Genomic DNA, 17114 nt, shown 5'->3' with positions numbered 1-17114 from the left:
CGTCTTTGTTCCCACCCGACCACCATCCCGGCGGCCGGAACGCAACAGGAGGAAGTTGATGGCTGTCTACACGCTCCCTGACCTGAGCTTCGACTACGCGGCCCTCGAGCCCCACATCTCGGGCCGCATCATGGAGCTGCACCACTCCAAGCACCACGCCGCCTACGTCGCTGGCGCCAACACGGCCCTGGACAAGCTGGCCGAGGCCCGCGACGCGGGCGACCTCGCCGCGGTGAACCTGCACGAGAAGAACCTCGCGTTCAACCTCGGCGGGCACGTCAACCACTCGGCGTTCTGGACCAACCTCTCCCCCGAGGGCGGCGGCGAGCCGACCGGTGAGATCGGCTCCGCCATCGACGAGCACTTCGGGTCGTTCGAGAAGTTCAAGGCGCACTTCGCGGCCGTCGCCGCCGGTGTGCAGGGCTCCGGCTGGGCCATCCTCGCGTGGGACTCCATCGGCCAGAAGCTCATCATCGTTCAGCTTTACGACCAGCAGGGCAACATCGCGCTCGGCCTCGTGCCGATCGTTCTGCTCGACTGCTGGGAGCACGCGTACTACCTCGACTACCAGAACGTCCGTGCCGACTACGTCACGGCCTGGTGGAACATCGTCAACTGGGCCGACGCGGACGCCCGCCTAGCCCGCGCGAAGTCCCAGACCGCGGGCCTCATCGTCCCGTCGCTCTGACGCTCGTTCTCGCACCTCGGAACGCCCCCTCAGCCGTCGTGGCAGAGGGGGCGTTCTGCTTTCGCCGGAGCGCCGGTCCAGTGGCCCGGGCCACCTCACCCAGCCGCAGCGTCCCGGCCGTGACCTCGCCTACGGTGGCAACGAGTACTGCACGGACTTCGACGCCGGCCTGGTCCGGCGCCCGCCTGAGGAGGCTGACATGCGCGCGATCGTGTTCGAGAGCTACGGCGCACCCGACGAGCTCCATGTGGTCGACGACCGTCCCGAGCCGGACCCGGGTCCGGGCCAGGTCCGGGTCCGCGTCGAGGCGGCGGGCGTCAACGTCTGGGACGGCAAGGTCCGCTCGGGGGCCATGTCGGCGTTCGTCCGGACGACGTTCCCCGCCGTACCGGGCCTCGAGGCGGCAGGTGTGGTCGACCGAGTGGGGCCGGGAGTCACGGGAGTGTCGGTCGGCGACCGCGTGACGGGCTGGACCCGGCACGGGCACGCCGAGCTTGCGGTGCTCCACGGCTGGGCCTCGGTTCCCCCGAGCCTCGAGCCCGCTCAGGCCGCGGCGATCCCCGTCGTCGCCGAGGCGGCTACCCGCGTCCTCGCGCTGCTGGACCCACGCCCCGGATCCACTCTTCTCGTGCACGGCGCGAGCGGCGGGGTCGGCGGGCTCGCCGCCCAGCTCGCGCGCGCCGCGGGCGTCACCGTGATCGGCACCGCGTCCGCCGCCCAGCACGACCGGCTCCGAGGCTGGGGCATCACCCCCACGACTTACGGCGACGGCCTGGTCGAGCGCGTACGTGCGCTCGCGCCTCAGGGGGTGGACGCGGTCCTCGACGCCGCCGGACGCGGCGTCCTGCCAGAGAGCATCGAGCTGCGCGGCAGTACCGACCGAGTCGTGACCATCGCCGACCCGTCTGCGATGGCGCTCGGCGTGACGTTCTCTCAGGGCGCAGAGTTCAACCCCGCTGCCCTGGCCGAGGTGGTCGAGCGCGTGACGAGCGGCGACCTGGAGGTCCCCCTGGCCGCTACGTTCCCCATGGAGGCCGCCGCCGAGGCGCAGGCGCTCGTCGACGGTGGGCATCCGGGCGGCAAAGTCGTCCTCGTGCTCTGACGCCCCGAGCACCGGGCGCCCGGTCGCGCCGGCGGGGCGCCCGGTCCCATCGGCCGGGGCGGCCCGCACCCAGCGCCGACCTCGCCTCACCGCGCGGCTGATCAGCCGACCGAGGTCAAGCCTCGCGCGGACGAAGGCGTCGGGACCCACGTGTGGCTGCGCAGCTCGCGCGGACGTCTGGAGCCAGGCACGGACGGCGCCGGAGTCAGTCGGATGCTCGGGCAAGGAAGGACCTATGTCATGCAAGGGCACGCGCCCTCAGTGCAGGGCACCCGCGAGATCGGACAGCTCGATCGTCTGGTCCGCCGGCGGCGGCACGATCGCGCCCGTCTGGTTGAGCTTGCTGACGTGCATGGAGATCGTCAAGGACTGGCCACCCGTCGTCGTCGCCCGCACGTCGACCCGCAACGGGACGTTGTGCGCGTCGAGCGAGTACGTGGCGGTCAGCTTCCCGAGGTGCCTCGCCTGCGCAGGGTCGAGCAACCTGGATCCCTCGGCGACCTTCGAGGGGTCGACGGTCATCGTGTAGATGGTTACGGCCGTGCCGTCGACGACGCCTGTGCCCTTCTTCGTGAAGGAGGTGATGCCCGCCGCGAAGGCTCGGGCCTGAGCGCCCATGTCCGCCGCGTGGATCCCGTCGAGCAACTTGGCGAGGCCGGCGTGCTTCGCCAGCTTGTCCATGGTCGCGTGCACGTACCGACCGCCGGTCGCCTCGCCCAGGCCGACGTAGACGTCGCTGCCGATGAGAAACAGATCCAGGTCCCGGCCGGCGACACTTGTCGTCATGTGCAGGTCGGTCTCGTCGCCCTTCCGGACGACGTCGCTCGCCGCGGTCCCGGTGAGCTTCCCGGCATCGGCGAACCTGCCCCTGTAGGTGAGGTCCACGTGCATCGACGTGACCGACTTCAGGCCGGCCGCGATGGCGTCGGCGAACGTGGCCTGGGTGAGATCAGAAGAGGGAGACGCAGGCGCCGAGGCGCCGACCTCGACGCCCTTCGGACCAGCGTCTCCCGACGGGCCGCATGCGCTCAGGCCGATGACCAGCGCGGCGATGGCCGCGATGATGCCCGCGGCGCTTCTCGTGAGACGCACGTGCACTCCATCGGGGTTCTCTGGCCTCGGCGGGACACCCCGTCGCCCCGCCCCACCGCACAGGATCTGCGGCGTCGATAGCCCGAATCTAACGCGGTTCCCAGGGTGCGATCCGCACATCAGGAGGATGAAAGACGAGAGGCCCGCTCCATCCGGAGCGGGCCTCTCGTGTCGGCTCGTAGCTGCCGATCCGCGGCGTCAACGCCGCGGTGTCAGTCGTCGATCAGTGCGCGTGCTGCCCGCGGCTGAACTCGAACACCCAGCCGACCAGGCCGATGACGCCGAGCACGAACCCGAGGTAGAGCACCCACCAGCCGACCGCGAGGCCGAGGAAGGCCAGCGCCGCGGCGGCACCGATGACCAGCGGCCACCAGCTCCACGGGGCGTAGACGCCCTGGTCGCCGGCGCCGTCGGCGATCTCGCCGTGCTCATCGTCCTCCGGCCGCGGGTCGATGCGGCGGGCCGTCAGTGCGAGGTAGGCGCCGACCATGGCCACCAGGCCGCCGAGCAGCGGCATCCCGAGGAAGCCGACCGGCTCGCCCCAGCCGGTCACGAAGCCGTAGATGACGCCGACGACAACGAAGAAGGGCGCGAGGTACAGGAAGAGCTTGGTCTCGGTCTTCACTTGGCGGGACCCTCGATCGTGGTGGTCGACGTGCCGGCGTACTGCGGGTACAGCTCCGGGTGCTCCATGGCCGCGACCTCGGGGTGGTGCAGGTCGAAGGCCGGCGACTCGCTGCGGATGCGGGGCAGCGAGATGAAGTTGTGCCGCGGCGGCGGGCAGGCCGTCGCCCACTCTAGCGAGCGACCGTAGCCCCACGGGTCGTCGACGGTCACGAGCGGCGCCCGCCGCGACGTCGTGTAGACGTTCCAGAAGAACGGAAGGAGCGACGAGGCCAGGATGAACGACCCGACCGTCGACACCTGGTTCATCCAGGTGAAGCCTTCCTCGGGCATGTAGTCGGCGTAGCGGCGCGGCATGCCGATGACGCCCAGCCAGTGCTGGATGAGGAACGTCGTGTGGAACCCGATGAAGAGCAGCCAGAAGTGCAGCTTGCCGAGGCGCTCGTTGAGCATGTGTCCCGTGAACTTCGGCCACCAGAAGTAGAAGCCGGCGAACATCGCGAACACGACGGTGCCGAACACCACGTAGTGGAAGTGCGCCACCACGAAGTACGTGTCCGAGACCTGGAAGTCGAGCACCGGGCTCGAGAGGATGACGCCGGTCAGGCCGCCGAAGAGGAACGTCACGAGGAAGCCGATCGCCCACAGCATCGGCGTCTCGAAGGTGAGCTTGCCTCGCCACATCGTGCCGATCCAGTTGAAGAACTTCACACCGGTCGGCACGGCGATGAGCATCGTCATGAACGAGAAGAACGGGAGCGTCACGGCGCCGGTCACGTACATGTGGTGGGCCCACACGGTCACCGAGAGGGCACCGATCGCGACCGTGGCGTAGATGAGGCCCTTGTAGCCGAAGATCGGCTTGCGGCTGAAGACCGGCAGCACCTCGGACACGATGCCGAAGAACGGCAGCGCGATGATGTACACCTCGGGGTGGCCGAAGAACCAGAACAGGTGCTGCCAGAGGATGGCGCCGCCGTTGTCCGGGTTGAACACCTGCGCACCGAGCCGGCGGTCGGCGCCGAGCGCGAACAGCGCGGCGGCCAGCGGCGGGAAGGCCATCAGCACCAGGAGGCTCGTGATGAGCGTGTTCCAGGTGAAGATCGGCATGCGGAACATCGTCATGCCGGGCGCACGCATCGTGATGATCGTCGTGATGAAGTTGACGGCACCGAGGATGGTGCCGAAACCGGCGAGCGCGAGGCCGAAGACCCATAGGTCACCGCCCAGCCCGGGGCTGAACGTCGTGTCCGAGAGCGGCGCGTAGGCGAACCAGCCGAACGAGGCGGCGCCCTGCGGCGTGACGAAGCCCGCCGCGGCGATCAGGCCGCCGAAGAAGAACAGCCAGAACGCGAACATGTTCAGTCGCGGGAACGCGACGTCGGGCGCTCCGATCTGCAGCGGCATGATGACGTTCGCGAAGCCCGCAAAGAGCGGGGTCGCGAACAGCAGCAGCATGATCGTGCCGTGCATCGTGAAGAGCTGGTTGTACTGCTCCTTGCTCTGCACGATCTGGATGCCCGGCTCGAACAGCTCGGCGCGCATGATCAGCGCCATGACGCCGCCGACGCAGAACCAGATGAACGACATGATCAGGTACATGTACCCGATCGTCTTGTGGTCGGTCGACGTGATCCACTTGACCACCGTGCGACCGAGGTTCTGACGCCGGGGTGCGAGGCCCGGGATCACCTCGCCGCCGTACGATGCGGATGCGGCCATCAGTGCTCGGCCCCCTCGGTCTCGGCGGAGGCCGGAGCCTCCTGGTGGCGGTTCAGGTCGAGGCCGAGCTGGCCGGTCTTGCCCTGCGAGCGAAGGTCGTCCATGTGCGCGTCGTACTCCTCGCGCGAGACCACCTTCACGTTGAAGAGCATCCCGGAGTGGAACTCACCGCACAGCTCGGCACACTTGCCGGCATAGGTGCCCTCACGCTCCAGTGTCACCTCGAACTGGCTGGTGCGCCCCGGGATCATGTCCCTCTTGAAGAGGAACGCCGGGATCCAGAACGAGTGGATGACGTCGCGCGAGTCGAGCGTGAACTCGACCTTCTCGCCGACGGGCAGGTAGAGCGTCGGCAGCGCCGTCGAGGTGCCGCGCGCGCCATCGACCTCGTCCGCGGCGGTCTGGCCGCCGACGTCGATGAGGTGCTGACCGGAGTCGTAGACGTTGTCGTCCACGTAGTTGAAGTCCCAGCTCCACTGCTTGCCGATGACATGGATGTGCACGTCGGCGTTGCCGTCCACGCGGGTCACGTCCGTCATGACGTTGTCCGTGTGGTAGAAGAGCACGAGGATCATCGCCAGCGGCACGATCACGTACATGAGCTCGAGCGGCACGTGGTAGCGCGTCTGCACCGGCAGCTGGTTGTCGTCACGACGCTTGCGGTACGCGGCGACACACCAGAGCATCAGGCCCCAGGTGATGATGCCGACGATGAGGGCGGCGACCCACGACCCGACCCACAGGTGGCGGATGCCCTCGGTCTGGTTGGTCACCTCCCCGTCGGGGTAACCGGGCAGGTAACCGCGCTTGACGGCGTCGCTCGCGCAGCCGGAGGCCAGCACGGCGACCGCGGCGGCGATAGCCGTCGCGCGCAGGATGGCCCGCGGGGCGCGGGTGGGGGGCTTCGACTGCAAGGGAGGCCTTTCACGTCACGACCCGCGTCCGGCCCGTGCGATTCGCGTCATTCAGTGACGCACTGCGCGACAGACCGGTGGCGGGACCTTCTCGTCCTCGATACACCGCAGCCTAGCGCGCTCACCGTCCCGACACCGCCGGTCATCGGGGGCTCGGAGGTGACGATTCGCCGCCCTCGCGCCAGCATCTTTACTGGTCGCGACATCGACAGACTGAGTGTCAGATCCCTCCCCCGTCGGCGCCGGGCATCCAGCTGTCGCGAGGGAGGGTGCTGACGCTCGCGCGCCCCGCGTCCGGACCCCTGTGACCAACCCCACGCGCCCTTTCACGACGACGGCCCGGCCTCCCGGGGAGTCCCTCGGGTGGCCGGGCCGTGCGGTCCGCCAGGTGGTGGCGCGTCAGGCGAACGAGCCGCCACAGGCGCAGGAGCTGCCAGCGTTCGGGTTGTCGATCGTGAAGCCCTGCTTCTCGATGGTGTCGGCGAAGTCGACGGTGGCGCCCTCCAGGTACGGGACGCTCATCTTGTCGACGACGACCTCGACGCCGTCGAAGTCCGTGACCTCGTCGCCGTCGAGCAGGCGCTCGTCGAAGTACAGCTGGTAGATCAGGCCGGAGCAGCCGCCGGGCTGCACGGCGACGCGCAGACGCAGGTCGTCGCGACCCTCCTGCTCCAGGAGGTTGCGGACCTTGCCGGCCGCGACGTCGGTCAGGACCACGCCGTGCGTGGTGGTCTCGAGGGTGTCGGTCATGCTTCCTCCAACGACGGGTTGAGTCTCGCTCAGACCGATACTACGCATCACGTCACGGTGCGTGGTGGCCCTGGGGCGACCACTGCGGGTCCCAGGTGCGCGCCGCGCGCGCGACGGCGGCGGCCCGTGCCGCGGCGTCCGCCCCGACCTCGTGCACGCCGCTGACGCCTCCGGCGGACCACTCGCGCCGGCTCGCCTCGCTGCGACCGGCCAGCACGACGACGGGCAGCGCCCGCTCCCCAGCCACCCGAGCGACCAGGGGAAGCGGCCCCTCGTGCAGGCCAGGGCCGTCGAGAACGTCCAGGTGCACGACGACGACGTCCGCCACCGCGGCGAGCTTGCGCAACCTCGCCTCGGCCGGGTCGACGACGGGTGCCGCCGTCGTCAGGCCGAGCGCGGAGAGCGGGACGAAGACGCCGGGCGGCGCTGCGACGGCGGGGCGGGACGGCAGGACGGCGGGCTCGACGGACCCCGCCCCCGCGGAGCGCCACGCCGCGGCGAGTTCCTCGGCGAGCGTGGCCTGCGAGGCCAGCAGCAGCACGTGCACGGTGCCGATCGTGGCACGACGATGGTCGGCATGACGACCAGCGCGGGTCCGCACGTGGGGATCCTCGTGTTCGACGGGGCCGAAGAGCTCGATGTCGTGGGCCCGTTCGGGGTGCTCTCGACGTGGCGCGCCCGCTCCTCCCTGCAGCCGACCGTCACGACCTTCTCGCGCGACGGCGCCGGCGTGCGGCTCGCGCACGGCCTGCGGGTCGTGCCCGCGGCGGCGGCGGACGACGTCGGCCCGCTGCACCTGCTGCTGCACCCCGGCGGGGACGCCACGAGCACCCTGCTCGCCGACCCCGGGCACCTGGAGTGGCTGCGCTCGGTGCGGGCGACGACGCCCCTCGTCGCGGGCGTGTGCACGGGGGCGTTGGTGCTGGCCGCTGCCGGGCTCCTGGCAGGACGCCCCGCCACCACGCACCACGACTACTACGACGAGCTCGTCACCATCGACCCGTCCGTCATCGTCGACACCGAGGCCGGGTACGTGGACGATGGCGACGTCGTCACCTCGGCGGGCGTGACCGCGGGGATCGACATGGCGCTGCACCTGGTCGCGCGTCTCGAGTCGCTTGCCGTCGCGCGGGCAGTGCGGCACGCGCTGCAGCACGAGTCGACGGCAGGGCTCGAGCACGGGCTGTGGACCTGAAGGTGTGACCCAGATATCTGATACCACCCGTAGCCGGTAGTAGCCTGCCCCGCGTGACCCGGATGCTGCAGCTCGCCTGGAAGACGTTCCGCCCCCGCAGACCGGTCCCCGGCAGGGGGCTCCTCGACCCCTCGCTCACCGACATGCGGGTGCACCCGGGCGATCTCGACATCCTGTTCCACGTGAACAACGGCGTCTATCTGCAGATGGCCGACATCGCGCGATGGAACTACATGGCGGACCTCGACGGGTTCCGGCGCCTCGGCGAGCGACGCTGGTACCCGGTGGTCGCCGCGTCGACCGTCAAGTACAAGCGCTCCCTCCAGCTGTGGGACAGGTTCCGCATCACCACGCGCGTGCTCGGCTGGGACGAGCGCGTCGTCTACATGGAGCAGGTCTTCGCCCGCGGCGAGGACGTGTGCGCGACGGCGTGGGTCGCGGGCCGCTTCCTCTCCCGCGACGGCGCGCGCATCCCGATGCCCGACGTCGTCGCGCTGCTCGGCCCGGACGCGCCGCCGACCAGCCCGCAGCTGCCCGCTGACGTGGCGGCATGGGCCCGCGCCCTGGACGTCGCCCACCGCGAGCCGACGACGTAGCGCCGGAACCGTCTCGTCAGAGGGCCTGCGCCACCTGGGTCAGCAGGAGGGCCTCCGCCACGATCACCTTGCGGAGCTCACCGAGGTGGACCGACTCGTTGGCGCCGTGGGCGCGCGAGTCCGGGTCCTCGACGCCCGTGACCAGGATCGCCGCGTCCGGGAAGATCTCGAGCAGGTCGGCGATGAACGGGATGGATCCGCCGATGCCGGTGTCGACCGGGTCGGTGCCCCACGCCGCCGCGAACGCGGCCCGAGCGGCGCGCATCGCCGCGGTGTCGCCCGCCGCGAGGAACGGCTTGCCCGTCTCCTTGGTGGTCCACGTGACCTTCGCCCCGAACGGCGCGTGCGCCGTCAGGTGCGCCTCGAGCGCGGCCGCCGCGGCCTGCGGGTCCTGCCCCGGCGCGAGCCGCAGCGAGAGCTTGGCGCGGGCGCGCGGCGTCAGCGTGTTCGACGCCTGCGCGACCGGGGTCGCGTCGATGCCGATGACGGACAGCGCAGGCTTGGTCCAGATTCGGCCCGCGAGCGGACCGGTCCCCACCAGGGGCACGCCGTCGAGCACCGACGACTCCGCGCGGAACGCCGTCTCGTCGTACTCGACGGTCGGGTCGGGCGCGCGGACGAGCCCCTCGACGGCGACGTCGCCGGCGTCGTCGTGCAGCGTCGCGACGAGGCGCGACAGCAGCGTGAGCGCGTCGAGCACCGGGCCGCCGAACATGCCGGAGTGCACGGCGTGCCCGAGCACCTCGACCTCGACGAAACCGTCCACGAGGCCGCGCAGCGACGTCGTCAGCGCCGGGACGCCCACCTTCCAGTTGGCCGAGTCGGCGACGACGATGACGTCGGCCGCGAGCAGCTCGCGGTGCTCCTCGAGGAACGCGCGGAACGACGGCGAGCCGTCCTCCTCCTCGCCCTCGACGAACACCGTGATGCCGACCTCGGGCGTGAGCCGGGCGGCGGTGAGCGCGCGCAACGCACCCAGGTGAGCGACGACGCCCGCCTTGTCGTCGGCAGCACCGCGCCCGAAGAGGCGGTCACCGACCTGGACTGGCTCGAACGGGTCCGTCTCCCAGCCCTCTCCCGCGGGCTGCACGTCGTGGTGCGCGTACAGCATGACGGTCGGCGCGCCCTCGGGCGCCGGGCGCCGCGCGACGACGGCCGGGGCACCGGGGGCGCCGTCGGGCCGCGGCGAGCGCAGGATCTGCGCCTCGGGCAGGCCGGCCCCGCGCAGCAGGTCCGCAACGGCCTTGGCCGACGCCTCGACGTGGGCCGGGTCGAACGCTGCCATCGCCACGCTGGGGATGCGCACGAGCGACACGAGGTCGTCCTGGAGGGCCGGGAACAGCTCGTCGACGACGGCACGCAGGGTCTCGACGTCGGCGGCCTGGGGGGTGGTGGGGCTCTGAGCGGTCACGCCGTCACGCTACCCGGGCCGGACGGCGTCGGCCTGGGTCCGTGGCCCGTAGACTCGTGGCGTGTTCTCCCGCAACAAGCCCACGGCCCCCACCGGCGCCGACGCCGTCACCCAGGCCGACGAGATCGAGCAGGCCGGCAACGTCGGCAAGGGCCGCCCGACTCCCAGGCGCTCCACCTCCGAGGCCGCCAACAAGCGACCCCTCGTGCCGAGCGACCGCAAGGCGGCAGCGGCGACGGCGCGTGTCAAGCAGAAGGAGACGCGCGCCCGCGCGTACGAGGGCATGCAGCGGGGCGACGAGCGCTTCCTCCCGGCGCGTGACAAAGGCGCGCAGCGCCGGTACGTGCGCGACTACGTGGACGCCCGGTGGAACCTGGGCGAGTACTTCCTCCCCGTGGCGCTCGCGTTCATCGTGCTGAACTTCGTCGTCGTGCGGTACCAGAACCTCGCGTTCATCGTGCTGATCGCGCTCTACGTCGTCGTGCTCATCGCGATCGCCGACTGCGTGGTCATGTGGCTCGGTCTGAAGCGCAAGCTGGGGGCGAGGTTCGGCGAGGTCGAGCGCGGCACGGCCTGGTACGCGGCGATGCGCGTCTTCCAGATCCGCCGTACGCGCATGCCGCGGCCGAACCACCAGAAGCACGGCGTCTGGCCCGCGTGAGCGAGACGCCCGTCGCGGAGCCCGGTCCCGAGGGGCCGGGCTTCGTCGTGCGGGCGGCCACCGCCGCCGAGTGGGCGACCGTGCGGGGCGCGCGGCTGGCGATGCTGGCCGACCCGTCGGCCGCGTTCGGGCACGGACCGGACGCCGAAGCAGGGCTCCCTGAGCAGCACTGGCGCGACGTCGCCGCCGCCTGGGCCGAGGCCGACCAGACCCTGCAGGTCGCCGAAGGCAGCGACGGCACGTGGCTCGGGGTCATGGGCTGCCGCGTGCAGGGCGAGGGCCCGGAGCTGACGTGGGTCTGGGTCGTTCCCGCTCACCGCGGCCCGGGTGGTGTGACCGACGCGCTGCTGACCGCCGTCGAGCACTGGGCCCAGCCCCGCGGCGACGCGCTGTCTCTCAAGGTCTTCACCGACGTCGGCCGCGCCGTCGCGGCCTATCGGCGACGCGGGTTCACCGCCGTCGGCGACCCGGTCCCCGCGCGGGAGCCCGGCCGTGCCGACTGGGTGATGCGCAAGCCGCTCCGCTGAGCGGATCGAGGGGCGCCCGGTCGTTAGGGTGCTGGCATGGTCAACTTCCGGTACCTCGGCAACAGCGGTCTGAAGATCTCTGAGATCACGTACGGCAACTGGCTGACGCACGGCTCGCAGGTCGAGAACGACGTCGCGACCCAGTGCGTGCACGCCGCGCTCGACGCCGGCATCACGTCGTTCGACACCGCCGACGTCTACGCCAACACCCGGGCCGAGCAGGTGCTCGGCGACGCGCTCAAGGGGCAGCGCCGCGAGTCGGTCGAGGTGTTCACCAAGGTGTACTGGCCGACGGGCCCCGGCGGCCCCAACGACTCCGGCCTGTCGCGCAAGCACATCCTCGAGTCGATCAACGGCTCGCTGCGGCGCCTCGGCACCGACTACGTCGACCTCTACCAGGCCCACCGGTTCGACGTCGAGACGCCGCTCGAGGAGACGATGCAGGCGTTCGCCGACGTCGTGCGCCAGGGCAAGGCCCTCTATATCGGCGTCTCGGAGTGGACCGCCGACCAGCTGCGCGCCGGCCACGCGCTGGCCAAGGAGCTCGGCGTCCAGCTCATCTCCTCGCAGCCGCAGTACTCGATGCTGTGGCGCGTGATCGAGGGCGAGGTCGTGCCGGCCTCGCGCGAGCTCGGCGTCTCGCAGATCGTGTGGTCGCCCATCGCCCAGGGCGTGCTCACCGGCAAGTACGTGCCGGGTCAGCCGCTGCCCGAGGGCTCGCGCGCGACGGACCCCAAGGGCGGCGCCAACATGATCAGCCGGTTCATGCGCGACGACGTCCTCACCCGCATCCAGAACCTGAAGCCGGTCGCGGACGAGCTCGGCCTCACGATGGCCCAGCTCGCGGTCGCCTGGGTGCTGCAGAACGAGAACGTGGCCGCGGCGCTGGTCGGCGCCTCGCGCCCCGAGCAGGTCGCGGAGAACGTCAAGGCGTCCGGGGTCACGATCCCGGCGGAGCTCATGGCGAAGATCGACGAGGTGCTGGGCGACATCGTCGAGCGCGACCCGGCCCGCACCGCCGAGACCACGCCGAAGCGGCGCCCGAGCTGAGGCGCCGGCGACGGTGCGGCGCGGCAACGCGTGCGAGTTCGAGCGTTCGTCGCGAGTTCGAGCACCCGAGCGCTCGAACTCCGCGCGGACGCTCGAACTCGGCGGGTCAGGCCGCGGCGGCCGGGATCGTGCGCGCCGACGATGCCGGCGCCGGTGCCGCCATCGCCGGCGCCAGGCGGCGGGCCGCCAGCTGGACCACGACGCCCACGCCGAGCGCGTAGGCGACCGTCGCCCACCCGAAGGTGCCGCCGAGCGCCCACCCCAGCAGCACGACGGCGACCTCGATCGCCGTCTTGACCACCCGCACCGGGCGGCCGGACCGGTACGGCGTCACGGTGCTCGGCGACGAGACGCTCACCGATCTGGTGCTGGACGCCCCCGACGGCGCGCCCGCCACCGACGCGGACGTGCCGCCGTCCTTCGCGGGCGACGGCGGCAGCCCGCACGTGGTGAGCATCGGGTCGGCGTCCAAGACGTTCTGGGGCGGACTGCGGATCGGCTGGGTGCGCGCGCACCCCGACGTCGTCGCGCAGCTCGCGCGGGCCCGCGGGTCGGTGGACATCGCGTCGCCGCTGGTCGACCAGCTCGCCGTCGTCGAGCTGCTCGGACGCCGCGCGGACGTGCTCGCGGGGCGGCGGGCCACACTGCGCGCGCAGCGCGACGTGCTCGTCGACGGGCTCCGGTCGGCGCTCCCGTGGGACGTGCCGCGGCCGGCTGGCGGGCTCAGCGTGTGGCCCTCGCTCGGCGCACCGCTGGCGCAGGCGTTCGCCGCGGCGGCCGCGGCCGAGGGCGTGCTGGTCAACGCGGGGCCGACGTTCTCGCCGCACGGCACGGCGACGGACCACGTCCGGCTGACGTTCGGCCGCTCGACGACGGAGCTCGAGCGCGCCCTCCCCCGCCTGGTCCGCGCGTGGGAGCGGGTCACCGGGGGGTGAGGAGGTCAGAGGCCTCGAATCAGCGCGGCTCGGCAGCCCTCTCGCCGAGGTCTCCCGGTGCCGCCGGGCCCGTTCGAGCAGTCGTCGTGGCGTTCGAGTGCCCGAGCGCTCGGACTCCGCGCACATGCTCGAACTTGCCGGCGGGTTTCCGCTTCCCGAAGGTCAGGGAGCGCGCAGCGGGAGCGGTGGCGTCGCCTGGACGCCGTCGTGCATCAGGCGGGCTTCCGCGGCGCCCACGGCGGCGAGCGAGCGCCAGCGCTCGCCGAGCCACTCCTCGGCGTCGTACTGCGTGGTGAAGACGGGGCTCAGCGCGGGGTCGAGCGCCTGGCCCAGCTCGTCGACCAGCACCCACTCCCAGCGCGGGCGGATGGGGTTGCTCACCGGCCTGCCTTCGCCTTCGCGACGAGCGCGCGGTTGAGGCGGGCCGCCCAGAACGGGCCCTCGTAGATGAAGCCCGTGTATCCCTGCACCAGGTCGGCGCCGGCGTCCAGGTAGGCGCGGGCGTCGTCGGGGGTGGTGATGCCGCCCGAGCCGATGATCGCCGGGCCCTCGCCCAGGCGTGCGCGCAGCCGGGCGACCACCTCGAGGCCGCGTGCCCGCAGGGGCGGGCCGGACAGGCCGCCGGGTCCGAGGTCGTGGCCGATCGTCGTATTGACGGCGGCCACGCCGTCGAGGCCCAGCTCGAGCGCAAGGTCGGCGACGGCGTCGACGTCCTCGTCCGCGAGGTCCGGTGCGATCTTGACGAGCAGCGGCACGCGCGGCAGACCTGCGGTGTCCGTCGCCGCGTCGGCGGCGGCACGCGCCGCGGCGAGGATCGGGCGCAGCTCGGCGGTCGTCTGCAGGTCGCGCAGCCCGGGGGTGTTCGGCGAGGAGACGTTGACGACGAGGTAGTCGGCGTACGGGGCGAGCACCCGCGCGCTCAGCGCGTAGTCCTCCGCGGCGTTCTCCGCCGACGTCGTCTTGTTCTTGCCGATGTTGACGCCGATCCGCAGCTGGCGGCCGGCGGCCGACGAGCGCAGGCGGCGCAGCGACGCGGCGGCCGCGTGCGCGCCCTCGTTGTTGAAGCCCATCCGGTTGCGCAGCCCGCGCAGGTCGAGCTCGCGGAACATGCGCGGCGCCTCGTTGCCGGGCTGCGGGCGGGGGGTGATGGTGCCGACCTCGACGTAGGCGAAGCCGAGCATGGTCAGGCCGCGCACCGCGCGGGCGTCCTTGTCGAAGCCGCCCGCGAGACCGAAGGGCGCCGGGTAGGTGCGGCCCAGCACCTCGACGCTGCCGGGGCCGCCCAGGCCGCGGCCGAGGTAGGGCGCGAGCGCCCCCTGGACGACGTCGCGCAGCACGGGGACGCGGCCCGCCAGGCCGATCCAGCGGAAGGCGAGCGCGTGCGCCGCCTCCGGGTCCATCCGCTTGAAGACGACGTCGAAGAACAGGTGGTAGGGCTTGCGCACGGGTCAGGCCTCACTCTCGGGGGTCGTGCCGGCGGGGACGGCGCCAGACCTGGCGGGGCGGGTGTGCCACAGCCACCAGAGGCCGACGAAGGGCAGGACGAGCGGGACGTAGCCGTAGCCCTGGCCGAAGCCGGACCACACGGTCGTCTGGCCGAAGGCGTCGGTGACCGTCAGGGACAGCGTGCCGACGGTCAGGACGCCGACGGCCTCGATCGTGACGGCGACCCAGGCGACGGTGCGCCAGGCGCCGCGGCCGCGGGCCAGCGCGATCGTCGCGACGACATAGACCGCCGCGGAGAACGCCGACAGCGAGTAAGCGAGCGGCGCCTCGGAGAACTTGGTGGCGAGCTCGTACGACGACCTGCCGATGGCGGCCAACGCGAGGATGCCGTAGATGGTGACGAGCAGGCGCCCGAAGCCCTTGTTGGTCACGCTGCCGCTCCCCAGATCTGCCACATGCGGAAGGCCAGGAAGCCCACCGTCAACGACGCCACCATGAGCACGACCGACGACCACTTGGTCCGCTCCGCGAACGCCCACGCCGCCGCGATCGGCAGCAGCACCAGAGCGGTGGCGACGTAACCCCAGAACAACGGGCCGTCGACGGCGTGGTCGGTCGTCGCCTGCCGCACGCCCGCCACGACCGCCTGGACGACGAGCACGCCCTCGACGACGGCGGCGCCCCAGAGCTGGCGCAGGATCACGGCGCGGTCGCGCACCACGAAGACGAGGGCCCAGACCGCGAGCGCGACGCACAGCGCGACCAGGAGAAGGAGGAGGGGCAGTGCCACGGGGCCGAGACTACCGGGCACCCCGAGGGCCACCGCCCCGGCAGGCGCCCCTGGTCAGCGCTAGCATCGCGACGTGGCTGACCTCACCCTCTCCGGCAAGAACCCCACCGCGCTGAAGGCCGACGCGCTCGTCGTCGGGACGTGCAAGACGTCGGACGGCCTGGCTGTCGTCGCCGACCAGCTCCCCGCGGACCTCGTGCGCCAGATCGAGACGCTGGCCCCGCAGCTCGGCGTCACGGGCGCCCGCGGGGAGGTGCGCAAGCTCCCCGCCAGCGCGGACGTCAAGGCGTCCGTGCTCGTGCTGAGCGGCCTCGGCGAGCGTGAGGCCGACGGGACGTTCACCACCGAGACGCTGCGCCGTGCGGCAGGGGCGGCGGTGCGTGAGCTCGTGGGGACGGCGTCGGTCGCGCTCGCGCTGCCGACGGCGACCGAGGAGGACCTCGCCGCCGTCGTCGAGGGTGCGCTGCTCGGCGCCTACTCGTACACGGCGTACCGCACGGGTGACGCCGCCGCGAAGCAGGCCCCCGTGTCCTCGATCGAGCTGGTGACCCCGTTCGCGCGGTCGGCGCGCGCCAAGGCCGCCGTCGAGCGGGCGAAGGTCGTGGCCGCCGCGGTGCACGGCACGCGCGACCTCATCAACACCCCGCCGAACCACCTCTTCCCGGCCGCGTTCGCCGACGCCGCCAAGACCGCGCTCAAGGAGCTCGGCGCCAAGGGCGTCAAGGTTACGGTGCTCGACGAGAAGCAGCTCGCGTCGGGCGGCTACGGCGGCCTCGTGGGCGTCGGCCAGGGCTCGTCGCGGCCGCCGCGGCTGGTCAAGATCGCGTACGCGCCGGCGAAGGCGTCGTCGCGCGTGGCGCTGGTCGGCAAGGGCATCACGTTCGACACCGGCGGCATCTCGCTCAAGCCGCCGGCCGGCATGCACGCCATGACCTCCGACATGTCGGGCGCCGCTGCGGTGCTGCACACCGTCGTCGCCGCCGCGCGGCTCGGGCTGAACGTGGCCGTCACCGGATACCTGTGCCTGGCCGAGAACATGCCGGGCGGCAACGCACAGCGCCCGGGCGACGTCGTCACGATCCGCGGCGGCAAGACCGTCGAGATCACCAACACCGACGCCGAGGGCCGCCTCGTGATGGCCGACGGGCTCGTGTCCGCCGTGGAGGACGGGCACGACGTCGTCCTCGACATCGCCACGCTCACGGGCGCGCAGGTCGTCGCGCTCGGCCACCGCGTGTCAGGCGTGCTGGGCGACGAGCACGTGCGCGACGCCGTCAAGGCGGCGGCCGACGTCGCGGGCGAGTCGTTCTGGCCGATGCCGATGCCGGAGGAGCTCAAGGCCGGGCTCAAGTCGAACGTCGCGGACATGGTCAACTCGGCCAGCGACCGCGCGGGCGGCATGCTGTTCGCCGCGGTGTTCCTCAAGGAGTTCGTCGGCGAGACGCCGTGGGGCCACCTCGACATCGCCGGGCCCGCGTTCAACGAGAAGGCGGCATACGGGTACACGCCCGTGGGCGGCACCGGCGTCGGTGTCCGGACGCTCCTCGCGTTCCTCGAGGAGCGGGCGCGGCTGGACGCCTGAGAACCGTGGTCTGACCTCGGACCTGCGGT

At 72.0% G+C, this 17114-nt stretch carries 21 protein-coding genes; 9 read left to right on the top strand and 12 right to left on the bottom strand.

Annotated features, from left to right (window positions below):
• The first annotated feature begins 58 nt into the window (after positions 1-58).
• Complete coding sequence (locus tag ACO4JP_RS08115) at positions 59-688, top strand: superoxide dismutase (RefSeq protein ID WP_425956869.1); 630 nt, start codon at positions 59-61, stop codon at positions 686-688.
• A 199-nt stretch (positions 689-887) separates the two neighbouring features.
• Positions 888-1790: an NADP-dependent oxidoreductase gene (locus ACO4JP_RS08110; protein WP_425956868.1), complete on the top strand. Its 903-nt coding sequence runs from the start codon at positions 888-890 to the stop codon at positions 1788-1790.
• Between the two features lie 258 nt (positions 1791-2048).
• On the opposite strand, the gene ACO4JP_RS08105 is transcribed toward ACO4JP_RS08110, so the two are convergent.
• From ACO4JP_RS08105 to ACO4JP_RS08080, 6 genes are all read right to left on the bottom strand, one after another.
• Entirely contained in the window at positions 2049-2882 is an 834-nt protein-coding gene (locus tag ACO4JP_RS08105) for a hypothetical protein (RefSeq protein WP_425956867.1), read from the bottom strand.
• 223 nt (positions 2883-3105) lie between these two features.
• Complete coding sequence (locus ACO4JP_RS08100; RefSeq protein WP_425956866.1) at positions 3106-3507, bottom strand: cytochrome c oxidase subunit 4; 402 nt, start codon at positions 3505-3507, stop codon at positions 3106-3108.
• A complete protein-coding gene (gene ctaD / locus ACO4JP_RS08095) occupies positions 3504-5228 on the bottom strand; it encodes a cytochrome c oxidase subunit I (RefSeq protein WP_425956865.1) in 1725 nt (574 codons plus the stop codon). The genes ACO4JP_RS08100 and ctaD overlap by 4 nt, the downstream gene beginning before the upstream one ends.
• Positions 5228-6142 (bottom strand): cytochrome c oxidase subunit II, encoded by a 915-nt coding sequence (gene coxB, locus ACO4JP_RS08090; RefSeq protein WP_425956864.1) that lies wholly within the window; start codon positions 6140-6142, stop codon positions 5228-5230. The genes ctaD and coxB overlap by 1 nt, the downstream gene beginning before the upstream one ends.
• A gap of 399 nt (positions 6143-6541) precedes the next feature.
• Positions 6542-6892, bottom strand: a complete 351-nt coding sequence (gene erpA / locus ACO4JP_RS08085) for an iron-sulfur cluster insertion protein ErpA (RefSeq protein WP_425956863.1) — start codon at positions 6890-6892, stop codon at positions 6542-6544.
• Positions 6893-6944: 52 nt separating this feature from the next.
• Positions 6945-7439 (bottom strand): hypothetical protein, encoded by a 495-nt coding sequence (locus ACO4JP_RS08080; RefSeq protein ID WP_425956862.1) that lies wholly within the window; start codon positions 7437-7439, stop codon positions 6945-6947.
• 30 nt (positions 7440-7469) lie between these two features.
• Between ACO4JP_RS08080 and ACO4JP_RS08075 the strand changes: the two genes are divergently transcribed.
• Together ACO4JP_RS08075 and ACO4JP_RS08070 are read left to right on the top strand one after the other, a co-directional pair.
• The gene (locus ACO4JP_RS08075; protein ID WP_425956861.1) at positions 7470-8087 is read left to right on the top strand and encodes a DJ-1/PfpI family protein; all 618 of its coding nucleotides are present in this window, start codon (positions 7470-7472) and stop codon (positions 8085-8087) included.
• Positions 8088-8149: 62 nt separating this feature from the next.
• Entirely contained in the window at positions 8150-8683 is a 534-nt protein-coding gene (locus ACO4JP_RS08070) for an acyl-CoA thioesterase (protein ID WP_425957072.1), read from the top strand.
• 16 nt (positions 8684-8699) lie between these two features.
• Here ACO4JP_RS08070 and ACO4JP_RS08065 read toward each other — a convergent pair whose 3' ends face one another.
• Positions 8700-10094 (bottom strand): dipeptidase, encoded by a 1395-nt coding sequence (locus tag ACO4JP_RS08065; RefSeq protein WP_425956860.1) that lies wholly within the window; start codon positions 10092-10094, stop codon positions 8700-8702.
• A 61-nt stretch (positions 10095-10155) separates the two neighbouring features.
• Here ACO4JP_RS08065 and ACO4JP_RS08060 point away from each other — a divergent pair, with 61 nt between their 5' ends.
• Genes ACO4JP_RS08060 through ACO4JP_RS08050 form a run of 3 tightly spaced genes read left to right on the top strand, consistent with a single transcriptional unit; the run spans position 10156 to position 12332 of the window.
• Positions 10156-10755 (top strand): DUF3043 domain-containing protein, encoded by a 600-nt coding sequence (locus ACO4JP_RS08060; RefSeq protein ID WP_425956859.1) that lies wholly within the window; start codon positions 10156-10158, stop codon positions 10753-10755.
• Positions 10752-11282: a GNAT family N-acetyltransferase gene (locus ACO4JP_RS08055; RefSeq protein WP_425956858.1), complete on the top strand. Its 531-nt coding sequence runs from the start codon at positions 10752-10754 to the stop codon at positions 11280-11282. The genes ACO4JP_RS08060 and ACO4JP_RS08055 overlap by 4 nt, the downstream gene beginning before the upstream one ends.
• 36 nt (positions 11283-11318) lie before the next feature.
• Entirely contained in the window at positions 11319-12332 is a 1014-nt protein-coding gene (locus ACO4JP_RS08050; protein WP_425956857.1) for an aldo/keto reductase family protein, read from the top strand.
• 106 nt (positions 12333-12438) lie between these two features.
• On the opposite strand, the gene ACO4JP_RS08045 is transcribed toward ACO4JP_RS08050, so the two are convergent.
• Positions 12439-12639: a hypothetical protein gene (locus tag ACO4JP_RS08045; RefSeq protein WP_425956856.1), complete on the bottom strand. Its 201-nt coding sequence runs from the start codon at positions 12637-12639 to the stop codon at positions 12439-12441.
• Between ACO4JP_RS08045 and ACO4JP_RS08040 the strand changes: the two genes are divergently transcribed.
• A complete protein-coding gene (locus tag ACO4JP_RS08040) occupies positions 12626-13267 on the top strand; it encodes an aminotransferase class I/II-fold pyridoxal phosphate-dependent enzyme (protein WP_425956855.1) in 642 nt (213 codons plus the stop codon). The two genes, ACO4JP_RS08045 and ACO4JP_RS08040, sit on opposite strands and share 14 nt — an antisense overlap.
• A gap of 162 nt (positions 13268-13429) precedes the next feature.
• On the opposite strand, the gene ACO4JP_RS08035 is transcribed toward ACO4JP_RS08040, so the two are convergent.
• The 4 genes from ACO4JP_RS08035 to ACO4JP_RS08020 are packed head-to-tail and all read right to left on the bottom strand — an operon-like array spanning position 13430 to position 15503.
• The gene (locus ACO4JP_RS08035) at positions 13430-13648 is read right to left on the bottom strand and encodes a hypothetical protein (RefSeq protein WP_425956854.1); all 219 of its coding nucleotides are present in this window, start codon (positions 13646-13648) and stop codon (positions 13430-13432) included.
• Positions 13645-14667: a quinone-dependent dihydroorotate dehydrogenase gene (locus ACO4JP_RS08030; RefSeq protein WP_425957071.1), complete on the bottom strand. Its 1023-nt coding sequence runs from the start codon at positions 14665-14667 to the stop codon at positions 13645-13647. The genes ACO4JP_RS08035 and ACO4JP_RS08030 overlap by 4 nt, the downstream gene beginning before the upstream one ends.
• A 48-nt stretch (positions 14668-14715) precedes the next feature.
• Positions 14716-15144, bottom strand: a complete 429-nt coding sequence (locus ACO4JP_RS08025) for a hypothetical protein (protein ID WP_425956853.1) — start codon at positions 15142-15144, stop codon at positions 14716-14718.
• Positions 15141-15503: a hypothetical protein gene (locus ACO4JP_RS08020; protein WP_425956852.1), complete on the bottom strand. Its 363-nt coding sequence runs from the start codon at positions 15501-15503 to the stop codon at positions 15141-15143. Before ACO4JP_RS08020 ends, ACO4JP_RS08025 begins: the two co-directional genes overlap by 4 nt.
• 73 nt (positions 15504-15576) lie before the next feature.
• Between ACO4JP_RS08020 and ACO4JP_RS08015 the strand changes: the two genes are divergently transcribed.
• Positions 15577-17085 (top strand): leucyl aminopeptidase, encoded by a 1509-nt coding sequence (locus ACO4JP_RS08015; RefSeq protein ID WP_425956851.1) that lies wholly within the window; start codon positions 15577-15579, stop codon positions 17083-17085.
• The last annotated feature ends 29 nt before the right edge of the window (positions 17086-17114 follow it).

Source organism: Xylanimonas sp. McL0601 (assembly GCF_049852175.1).
Taxonomy (GTDB): domain Bacteria; phylum Actinomycetota; class Actinomycetes; order Actinomycetales; family Cellulomonadaceae; genus Xylanimonas.
This window is presented reverse-complemented; position numbering and strand designations above follow the sequence as displayed.